Annotated in this window: 9 protein-coding genes and 1 pseudogene; 7 read left to right on the plus strand and 3 right to left on the minus strand. The window is 77.5% G+C overall.

The window, feature by feature from the left end; translation table 11 throughout:
• The 6 genes and pseudogenes from cbiE to cobA all read left to right on the plus strand — a co-directional run.
• The coding region (gene cbiE / locus ACWENR_RS26975; protein ID WP_452279758.1) for a precorrin-6y C5,15-methyltransferase (decarboxylating) subunit CbiE at positions 1-1,021 on the plus strand (1,021 nt) is incomplete at its 5' end.
• A complete protein-coding gene (gene cobJ, locus ACWENR_RS26980) occupies positions 1,018-2,874 on the plus strand; it encodes a precorrin-3B C(17)-methyltransferase (protein WP_452279759.1) in 1,857 nt (618 codons plus the stop codon). The genes cbiE and cobJ, both read left to right, overlap by 4 nt.
• Positions 2,862-3,085, plus strand: a pseudogene (locus ACWENR_RS26985) (DUF362 domain-containing protein); the annotation flags it as partial. The gene cobJ and the pseudogene ACWENR_RS26985, both read left to right, overlap by 13 nt.
• A gap of 63 nt (positions 3,086-3,148) precedes the next feature.
• A complete protein-coding gene (locus ACWENR_RS26990) occupies positions 3,149-4,141 on the plus strand; it encodes a HoxN/HupN/NixA family nickel/cobalt transporter (protein ID WP_452279766.1) in 993 nt (330 codons plus the stop codon).
• Positions 4,138-4,728: a precorrin-8X methylmutase gene (locus ACWENR_RS26995; RefSeq protein WP_452279760.1), complete on the plus strand. Its 591-nt coding sequence runs from the start codon at positions 4,138-4,140 to the stop codon at positions 4,726-4,728. Before ACWENR_RS26990 ends, ACWENR_RS26995 begins: the two co-directional genes overlap by 4 nt.
• Positions 4,725-6,449 (plus strand): uroporphyrinogen-III C-methyltransferase, encoded by a 1,725-nt coding sequence (gene cobA / locus ACWENR_RS27000; RefSeq protein WP_452279761.1) that lies wholly within the window; start codon positions 4,725-4,727, stop codon positions 6,447-6,449. Before ACWENR_RS26995 ends, cobA begins: the two co-directional genes overlap by 4 nt.
• Before the next feature lie 113 nt (positions 6,450-6,562).
• Here the strand turns inward: cobA and crcB are convergent, their stop codons facing one another.
• The 3 genes from crcB to ACWENR_RS27015 all read right to left on the minus strand — a co-directional run bounded on the left by crcB (position 6,563) and on the right by ACWENR_RS27015 (position 8,935).
• Entirely contained in the window at positions 6,563-6,925 is a 363-nt protein-coding gene (crcB, locus tag ACWENR_RS27005; protein WP_452279762.1) for a fluoride efflux transporter CrcB, read from the minus strand.
• The gene (locus ACWENR_RS27010; RefSeq protein WP_452279763.1) at positions 6,922-7,440 is read right to left on the minus strand and encodes a fluoride efflux transporter FluC; all 519 of its coding nucleotides are present in this window, start codon (positions 7,438-7,440) and stop codon (positions 6,922-6,924) included. Before ACWENR_RS27010 ends, crcB begins: the two co-directional genes overlap by 4 nt.
• A 736-nt stretch (positions 7,441-8,176) precedes the next feature.
• Positions 8,177-8,935 carry a class I SAM-dependent methyltransferase gene (locus ACWENR_RS27015; RefSeq protein ID WP_452279764.1) on the minus strand — a complete coding sequence of 253 codons (759 nt, stop codon included), beginning with the start codon at positions 8,933-8,935 and terminating at the stop codon, positions 8,177-8,179.
• A 162-nt stretch (positions 8,936-9,097) separates the two neighbouring features.
• Here ACWENR_RS27015 and ACWENR_RS27020 point away from each other — a divergent pair, with 162 nt between their 5' ends.
• Positions 9,098-9,532 carry a DUF6766 family protein gene (locus ACWENR_RS27020; protein WP_452279765.1) on the plus strand — a complete coding sequence of 145 codons (435 nt, stop codon included), beginning with the start codon at positions 9,098-9,100 and terminating at the stop codon, positions 9,530-9,532.
• Positions 9,533-9,590 lie beyond the last annotated feature (58 nt).

Here is a 9,590-nt window from a genome sequence, read left to right on the forward strand (position 1 = left end):
GGCCGCCGCCGTCGCCGCCGGGGTGCCCGCCGTCGTGCTGGCCAGCGGGGATCCCGGGCTGTTCGGCGTCGTCCGGCGGCTGCGGGCGGCGGGGCTGCCGCTGCGGGTGCTGCCGGCGGTCTCCAGCGTCGCCGCCGCGTTCGCCCGCGCCGGGCTGCCCTGGGACGGCGCGGCCGTCGTCACCGCGCACGGCCGTGACCCGCGACCCGCGCTGAACGCCTGCCGCGCGCTGCCCGCCGTGGCGGTGCTCACCGCACCCGGGGCCGGCGCCGCCGAGCTGGGCGCCGGCCTGGTCGGCTGGACCCGCCGGCTGGTCGTCGCCGAGCACCTCGGCACCGACGCCGAACGGCTCACCGAGACCACCCCCGAGCAGGCCGCCGCCGGCCACTGGGACGACCCGCACGTGCTGCTCAGCCTCGCCGGCGAGCCGGGCGCGGCCGGGATGCGGTCGGACAACCAGCCGGCCGCCGCGCCGGCCGGCGGGTGGGCGCTGCCCGAGTCCGCCTACGCGCACCGCGACTCCATGATCACCAAGTCGGAGGTACGCGCCCTCGCCGTCGCCCGGCTGCGGCCCCGCCTCGGCCGGCTGGTCTGGGACGTCGGCGCGGGCAGCGGCTCGGTCGGCATCGAGTGCGCGCTGCTCGGGGCGGCCGTGGTCGCCGTCGAACGCGACCCGGCGGCGCCGGTGCGCGCCAACGCCGCCCGGCACGGCGTCGACGTCCGGCTGGTCGTCGGCGCCGCCCCCGCCGCGCTGGCCGGGCTGCCCGACCCGGACGCCGTCTTCGTCGGCGGCGGCGGCGCCGACGTGCTCGCCGCCGTGACGCACCGCCGGCCGGAGCGGGTGGTGGTCACCCTTGCCGCCGTCGACCGCGTCGCCCCGGCGGTCGGGCTGCTGCGCGCCGCCGGCTACGCCGTGGAGGGCGTCCAGCTCTCCGGCGCCCGCCTCGCCGACCTGCCCGGCGGATCCATCCGACTCGCGGCCACCAACCCGGTGGTCGTCCTCACCGGGGAGCGCCCGTGAACCACCCACCCACCGCCACGGACCGGCCGACCCGGATCGGCCTGGTCGCCGCCACCGCCGCCGGGCGGCGGCACGCCCGCGTCCTCGCCGACGCCTGGCCGCACGCCCGCCTCGTCACGGCGGACACCGTCGCGGACGCGCTGCGCGCCGCCTGGACCGGGTGCGACGCGGTGGTGGCGTTCCTGGCCACCGGGGCGGTGGTGCGCATCCTCGCGCCGCTGCTCGGCGACAAGCACACCGACCCGGCCGTGGTGGTGGTCGACGAGGCCGCCCGGCACGCGGTCGCGCTCCTCGGCGGGCACGCCGGGGGCGCCAACGACCTGGCCGGGCGGGTCGGGGCGGCGCTCGACGCGCGGCCGGTGATCACCACCGCCAGCGACGCCGTCGGCCTGCCCGGCCTGGACACCCTCGGCTGGCCCGTCGAGGGCGCGGTCGCCGCCGTCGGCCGCGCCATCCTCGACGGCGACCGGGTCACGCTGGTCGCCGACGCCGCCTGGCCGCTGCCCGCGCTGCCCGACAACGTGCGCCCCGCCCCGACGCCGGTCGCACCCGCCGACCCGGCCCCGCCGGCCGCCCCGCACGGCCCCGGTGCGCCGGCCGGCCCGGCCGGGTCCGGTGCGGCGGCCGGCCAGGCCGGGCCCGGTGCGCCGGCCGGCCCGGCCGGGCCCGGGGAGGCGGCCGGCGGCGGGTACCGGCTGCTGGTCACCGACCGGATCGTGCCGCTCGACGACCGTACCGCCGTGTTGCGGCCCCCGTCGCTGGTCGCCGGGGTGGGGGCCAGCCGGGGCGTACCCGCCGCCGAGGTGCGCGGCCTGCTGGACCGGGTGCTCGCCGAAGCGGGCCTCAGCCCGGCCAGCCTGCGGCACCTCGCCAGCGCCGACATCAAGGCCGACGAGGCGGGCATCCGGTCGACCGCCGACGCGCTCGGCGTACCCCTGGTGACGCATCCGGCGACGGAGCTGGCGGCCGTCGACGTGCCGCACCCCAGCGAGGTGGTCCGCGCCGCCGTCGGCACCCCCAGCGTCGCCGAGGCGGCGGCGCTGCTCGGCGGCGACGCGGAGCTGCTGGTGCCGAAGACCGCGACGGCGATGGCCACCGTGGCGGTGGCCCGGCACGCCCCGCGCGGCCGGCTGGCGATCGTCGGCCTCGGTCCGGGCGCGCCCGACCTGCGCACCGCCCGCGCGGTGACCGAGCTGCGCCGCGCCGCCGTGGTCGTCGGCCTCGACCAGTACGTCGAGCAGGTGCGCGACCTGCTGCGCCCCGGCACCCGGGTGCTGACCAGCGGGCTCGGCGCCGAGGAGGAACGGGCCCGCGCCGCCGTCGCCGAGGCCGTCGCCGGTCACGCCGTGGCGCTGGTCGGCTCGGGCGACGCCGGCGTGTACGCGATGGCCAGCCCCGCCCTGGAACACGCCGACGAGCGGATCGACGTGGTCGGCGTGCCCGGGGTTACCGCAGCGCTGGCCGCCGGCGCCCTGCTCGGCGCGCCGCTCGGCCACGACCACGCCTACCTGAGCCTGTCCGACCTGCACACCCCGTGGGAGGTCATCGCCCGCCGGGTGGCCGCCGCCGCCGAGGGCGACTTCGTGGCGCTGCTCTACAACCCGCGCAGCCGCGCCCGCGACTGGCAGCTCGGCGCGGCGCTGGCGGTCTTCGCCGCCCACCGGCCGCCGGACACCCCGGTCGGGGTGGTGCGCAACGCCAGCCGACCCGGCGAGCGGGTGCACCTGGCCACCCTGGCCGACCTCGACCCGGCGCTGGTCGACATGTACAGCGTCGTGGTGGTGGGCAGCAGCCAGACCCGGATCGTCGCCGGCCGGATGGTCACCCCGCGGGGGTACCGGTGGCGGCGGTGACCATCGGCGCCTGCCAGGGCTGCGGCGCCTGCCTGCTCACCTGCCCGACGCACGCCATCCGGCCGGTGCCCGGCGGCCTCGCCGTCCGCGACGACCGCTGCACCGGCTGCCTGGAGTGCCTGGAGATCTGCCCGGTCGACGCGATCCGCGTCACCGGACCCGACCAACGTGGAGGAAGCCGATGAGTACGACCGCGGTCAGCACCGCACCCCCGGCCGGCCGGTGGAGCCGCGCCGAACGGCTGCGCCTCGGCGGCATCGTGCTCGCCGTCGCCGTGCTGCACGTCGCCGGCTGGAGCCTCTACCTGTACTGGAACGACCAGCCCGCCGCCGCCGGCGGCCTCGCCGGGGCCGGCACGCTGGCCTACCTGCTGGGCGTGCGGCACGCCTTCGACGCCGACCACATCGCGGCGATCGACGACACCACCCGGCTGATGCTGCTGCGCGGGCGGCGCCCGGTCGGCGTCGGCTTCTTCTTCGCCCTCGGGCACAGCGGGGTGGTGCTGCTGCTGGCCCTGGTGGTCGGCCTCGCCTCGGCGAACCTCACCGGCCCCGGGCTCGCCGAGGCCCGCGAGGTGGGCGCCACCGTGGCCGTCCTCACCGCCACGCTGTTCCTCGCCCTGGTCGCGGCGCTCAACGCGGCGGTGCTGGCCGGCCTGGCGCGGCTGTGGCGGCGGCTGCGCCACGGCGACCTCGACGAGCGGGAGCTGGACCTGCACCTGCTCAACCGGGGCCTGGTGCAGCGCGTGCTCGGCTCCCGCGCCCGCGCGCTGGTGCGCTCCTCCTGGCACATGGCGCCGGTCGGGTTCCTCTTCGGCCTGGGTCTGGAGACGGCCAGCGAGGTGACCCTGCTCGCCCTGTCGGCCAGCACCGCCGCCGCCGGCGGGCTGCCCGTGCTCGCCCTGCTCACCCTGCCGCTGCTCTTCGCCGCCGGGATGTCCGCGATGGACACCGCCGACAGCCTGCTGATGAGCCGCGCCTACTCGTGGGCGTACCGGCACCCGGCCCGGCGGCTCTACTACAACCTGGCCACCACGGCGGTGACCGTGCTGGTCGGCGGCCTGGTCGCCAGCGTCTACGCCGCCGGCCTGCTGGTCGACCACCTCGGCGTGACGGCGCTGTCCGGGTACGCGGGGATCGCCGGCCACTTCGAGCAGCTCGGGTACGCCGTGGTGGCCCTCTTCGTGCTCGCCTGGGGCGGTGCCGTGGCGCTGTGGAAGCTGCGCCGCTACGACGAGCGCTACGGCGCCGGGACGGTACGGCCGTGACCCGGGTCGTGCACCCCATCGAGCGGGAGTCGTACCGGATCCTGCGTTCCCGGGTCGACCTGGCGCACCTGCCGCCGCTGACCCGGGCCGTCACCGAGCGGGTGGTGCACGCCAGCGCCGACCTCGACTACGTCACCGACCTGGTCTGCGACGAGGCGGCCCTGGTCGGCGGGCTGGCCGCCCTGCGCGCCGGCGCGCCGGTGGTGACCGACGTGGCGATGGTGGCCGCCGGCATCACCGGTCGCCAGACCGTCTGCCCGGTCGCCGAGCCGGCCGCCGCCGAACTGGCCCGCGCGGCGGGCGTCACCCGGTCGGCGGCGGCGGTCCGGATCGCCCTGGACCGGGTCGGTCCGGGCGCGGTGTGGGTGGTCGGCTGCGCCCCGACCGCGCTGGAGGAACTGATCACCCTGGACGCCCGGCCGGCGCTGGTCGTCGGGCTGCCGGTGGGCTTCGTGGGCGCCGCCGAGTCGAAGGCGGCGCTGCGGGCCAGCGGCCTGCCCGGGGTGTCCAACCGGGGCGAGAAGGGCGGCTCGGCGGTCGCCGCCGCCGCCCTCAACGCCCTGCTGTACGTGGAGGAGGAGCAGTGACCGCTCTGGTCATCGTCGGGCACGGCACGCGCAGCGCGGCCGGGGTCGACCAGTTCGTCGCGTTCGTCGAGCGGGTCCGCCGGCGCGCGGCCGGTGCCGTCGGCGACGTCGAGGGCGGCTTCATCGAGTTGTCCCGGCCGCCGCTGACCGACGCGGTGGGCGCGCTCGTCGACCGGGGCCACCGGTCGCTGGTGGCGCTGCCGCTGGTGCTGACCGCCGCCGGGCACGGCAAGGGCGACATCCCGGCCGCGCTGGCCCGCGAGCGGGACCGCCACCCCGGGCTGAGCTACGCCTACGGCCGGCCGCTGGGCCCGCACCCGCTGCTGCACACCGCCCTGGAGCAGCGCGTCGACGCCGCGCTGGCCGGCGCCGACCGGGCCGGCACCTGGGTGGCGCTGATCGGGCGCGGCTCCACCGACCCGGACGCCAACGCCGAGGTGGCCAAGGTAGCCCGGCTGCTCTGGGAGGGGCGCGGCTACGCCGGCGTCGAGCCGGGCTTCGTCTCGCTGGCCGAGCCGTCGGTGCCGGCGGTGCTGGACCGGCTGCGCCGGCTCGGCGCGCGGCGGATCGTCGTCGCGCCGTACTTCCTCTTCGCCGGGGTGCTGCCCGACCGGATCGTCGCCCAGTCGGCCGCCTTCGCCGCCGCCCACCCCGACCTGGACGTGCGGGTGGCCGACCTGATCGGCGACTGCGACGCCCTCGCCGAGCTCGTGCTCGAACGGCACGCCGAGGCGCGGCGTGGCGACATCCGGATGAACTGCGACACCTGCGCGTACCGGGTGTCGATGCCGGGCTTCGCCGACAAGGTCGGCCGGCCGCAGACCCCGCACGACCACCCCGACGACCCGGTCGACGGCCACGGCCACCATCACCACCACACCCATGCCCACGCCCACGCTCACGGCCGCGCCCGGCACGACCATGATCACGACCGGCGCGGCCAGGTCGAGGGGCGGCGCGGGCACGAGGCCGGGGGGCCGCGCCGGGGGCACGTCGCGGTGGTCGGTGGCGGGCCCGGACCGGAGGACCTGATCACCGTACGGGGCAGGGCCCTGCTCGACGCGGCGGACGTGGTGGTGGTCGACCGGCTCGCCCCGCGCGGGCTGCTCGCCGGGCTGCGCCCCGGGGTGGAGGTCGTCGACGCGGCCAAGGTGCCCCGGGGACCGTCGATGGGGCAGGACGCCATCAACGCCGCCCTCGTCGCGCACGCCCGCGCCGGGCGGCGGGTGGTGCGGCTCAAGGGCGGCGACCCGTACGTCTTCGGGCGCGGCCACGAGGAGGTCCAGGCCTGCGCGGCGGCCGGCGTGGAGGTGACCGTCGTCCCCGGCGTGACCAGCGCGGTCGCCGCCGCCGCCCTGGCCGGCGTGCCGGTCACCCACCGGGGCGTCGCGCACGACGTCACGGTGGTCTCCGGGCACCTGCCGCCCGGGCACCCGGACTCGCTTGTCGACTGGGCGGCGCTGGGCCGGACCCGGGGCACCGTGGTGCTGCTGATGGCCGTCGACACGGTCGGCAAGATCGCCTCGGCGCTGGTGGAACACGGCCGCGCCCCGGAGACCCCCGTCCTCGCCGTACAGGACGCCGGCCATCCCGGGCAGCGCACGGTGACGGCCCGGCTGGACGAGATCGGCGCGGTCGCGGCCCGGGAGGGGATCGGCCCGCCGGCCGTCTTCGTGCTCGGCCCGGTGGTCGCGCTGGCTTCCTCGGACGCGCCCGCCTGACCCGCCCGGCGGGGGCGTCGGTGCGACCGCCCCCGCCGGGCAGTCCGGTGAGCTCGGTCGGCCCCGTGCGGGCTCGGTCGGCGTGGTCGGTCGGCGCCAGCGGGTCGGCCGGGTCAGCCGGTCAGCGTGTGGGCCAGGGCGAAGCCGATGCCGGCGGCGGCGAGACCGGCGGCCACGCTGGCCAGCACGTTCGCGAGGGCGAGGAGCCGTCGGCCCCGCCGGGCCAGCCGCACCGTCTCGTAGCCGAAGGTCGAGTACGTGGTCAGCGCCCCGCAGAAGCCGGTGCCGAGCAGGGCACCGGCGGCCGGACCGACCGGCAGCCCGACCAGGAGCCCGAGCAGCAGCGAGCCGACGACGTTGACCGTCAGGGTGCCCCACGGGAAGGCCGAGCCGAGCCGTGCCTGCACCGCCCGGTCGGCGAGGTAGCGCAGCGGCGCGCCGACGGCGGCCCCGAGCGCGATCAGCAGCACGGTCACCGCCCGCCCCCGTCGTCCGTCGGGCCGGCCGCGCTGTCGTCCGTCCGGTCGATCGCCTCGTCGAGCAGCCGGCCGGCGAGCGCGTCGCCGAGCCAGACCGCCACCAGCGCACCCGCAAGCGTCGCGGCGAGGTAGCCCAGGGCCACGGCCGGGGCGCCGGCGCCCAGCGCTTGGTGGACGTCCACCGCGTACGTCGAGAAGGTCGTGTAGCCGCCGAGCACCCCCACCCCGAGGAACGGGCGCAGCAGGGGACGGCGGCCACCGGCACGGTCGAGCGCCGCCATCAGGACGCCGATCAGGAGGCACCCGGTCAGGTTGACGCCGAAGGTGGCCCAGGGGAAGACGGTGGGGCCGTGCGGGAATGCATGCTGGAGGCCGGCCCGGGCCAGGGCACCGAGCGCGCCGCCGGCGGCGACGGCACCGAGCACCGCCCCGGGGCGCGCGGCCAACTCGCCCCGGTCGGCGGGTACGCGTAGGTCGACGTCGGCGTCGACGCGTGGGTCCGATCCGGACATCTCTCCTCCCCGCCGGGTGCCACGGGCGGGGACCGTCGGTGCGTGCTCGTCAGCCTAGTGGCCGCTCGCGGCGGGCGCCCGGGCATCTCCGTGGCCCGATCGCGCCTGTCGGCTGGTCAGGATCGACCTGCCCGGCGGCCCGGCCCGCGGCGGTCGGACGGGAAGCCGGGTCAGGCTACGCCTGGCGTGGTTCCAACGCCGAATCGGGGCGGGGTCGCGGCGGCGCGGGGTGGCGCGGCGGCGCGGGGTGTCGACGGGGCGGGGCGGCGACGGGGCGGCAGTCGCGGTTGGCGGCGACGATGGCGGCGCCAGGGTGGAAGCCGGTGGCAGGACGAGGGGCAGCGAAAAAGCCAGCGGCGGGGACATCGAACGTCAGAGGCAGCGCCGAACGCCAGGGGTGATGGCATGTCCGCCGCACGCTGTCGAGCTGATGTCGTAAACGATTCAACTTCCTGGGGCGCTCGAAACCGCCTCGGATGCCGGTTTGACTACCCGCGGCGCCGCCATGATGCGTAGCGGGCCGACTCTCCGCTACGCCGTGATGTCGTAAACGACTCAGCTCGACACCGCGTGGATGCCAGTTGCGCCGGCCCGGCCCCGGCCCCACCCGGCCCCGGCCCGACCCGGCCGCGCCCGACCCAGCCCGATCCGGCCGCGCCCGACCCGGCCGAGCCGGTCCAGCCGCACCCGGCCCAGCGAGCCAACCCAGCCGTAACCGGCCCAACCGGCCCGGCCGTCAGCGCACGCCGGCGACGGCGGCGTCGGCGCCGCCCCGCCACACCGTGCCCACCTCCGCGAAGCCGGCGGCGGCCAGCGCGGACAGGTGCCAGGACACCGGCGGGGTCCACTCGGGGCTGTGCCCGGTGGGATAGATGGCGTGCCGCTGCGCGACGAGCGGGCGCAACGTCGGGTCGCCCGCCGCCCGCTCCCACCACTCCGCCCAGGACAGGGCGGCTCCGGCGGCGTGCCGGGCCGTCCGGCGGTCGCGCGCCCGATCCAGCAGGCGCTTGGTGAGCTGGGGCAGCGCGTCGTCCGGCATGTGGTCGGCGTTGACGAGGATCCCGCCGGGGCGCAGCAGGTCACGCAGCTCGGCATAGAGCAGGGTGAGCCGCTCCGCCGGCAGCCAGTGCAGCGCGGTGGCGGTCAGCACGGCGTCGTAGTCGCGGTGGGGGAGCGCGGTGTGCCAGTCGGGCCGGCCGAGGTCCGCGGTGACGATCGTGACCCGGTCGCGGAGGGAGGCGCGGGCGAGGGCGAGCAGCGCCGGGTCGAGGTCCACGAGCGTCACCTCGGCGTCGGGGAAGCGGCGCAGTGCCCGCTCGGAGATGCTGCCCGTGCCGCCGGCCAGGTCGAGCAGCCGGAGCCGATCGCCGTCGTGTACGGCGTCGACGGCGTCGAGCATGGCGGTGAACCGGTGCTCGCGGTCCGGCAGGTACGCCTCCTGCTGGCGGTCCCAGCTCTCCTGCCACGCGGCGACATTCGTGATGTAAGGACTCATGGGCATCAGGCTAGTTACCTCGACCGAGGGTGTCCAGGCCTTGTTGCCACGAATTTGCAATAGCGTCTGAGTGGTGCCGGGCCGCCACGCCGGGCCGCCGTTTCGACGCGATCGGCCCGGGGCATTGGCCTCACCAGGGGATTCATCGAGAGGGGGATCGCGATGGCCGACATCACCAGGACGGCCTCCGACACGGGTCCGTCCGGAGCCACGTCCAACGGTCGGCGGTCGCCCGGCCGGGCCGAGGGTCCGCCGTTCCGCAAGCCGAGGTGGCCCAAGGCGTACGCCTTCGCGTTGGTGACCGGGGCGCTGTTCCTGGTCTCCTGGATCGGCCAGTTCGTCTTCCAGGCGGCGGTGCAGAGCAACGAGGCGAGCCAGCACGGCCAGTCCTTCGCCTGGGCGGAGTTCCTGCCGCAGTTCCTCGCGTCCACCTTCGAGAACTGGCAGTCCGAGTTTCTCCAGCTGATCTGGCAGGCGGCCGGCCTCGCCCTGTTCTACTACTGGGGCTCCTCCCAGTCGCGGGAGTCCGACGAGCGGATCGAGGCGAAGCTGGACGCGCTGCTGCGCGAGCGCAACCTGGACCCGAACAACCCGTGACGCGCCACCGCGTCACGCGTTGAGCCGCCGCCGCCGCCGCCGCCGCCGCCGCCGCCGC

This window comes from Micromonospora sp. NPDC004336, from assembly GCF_053602615.1.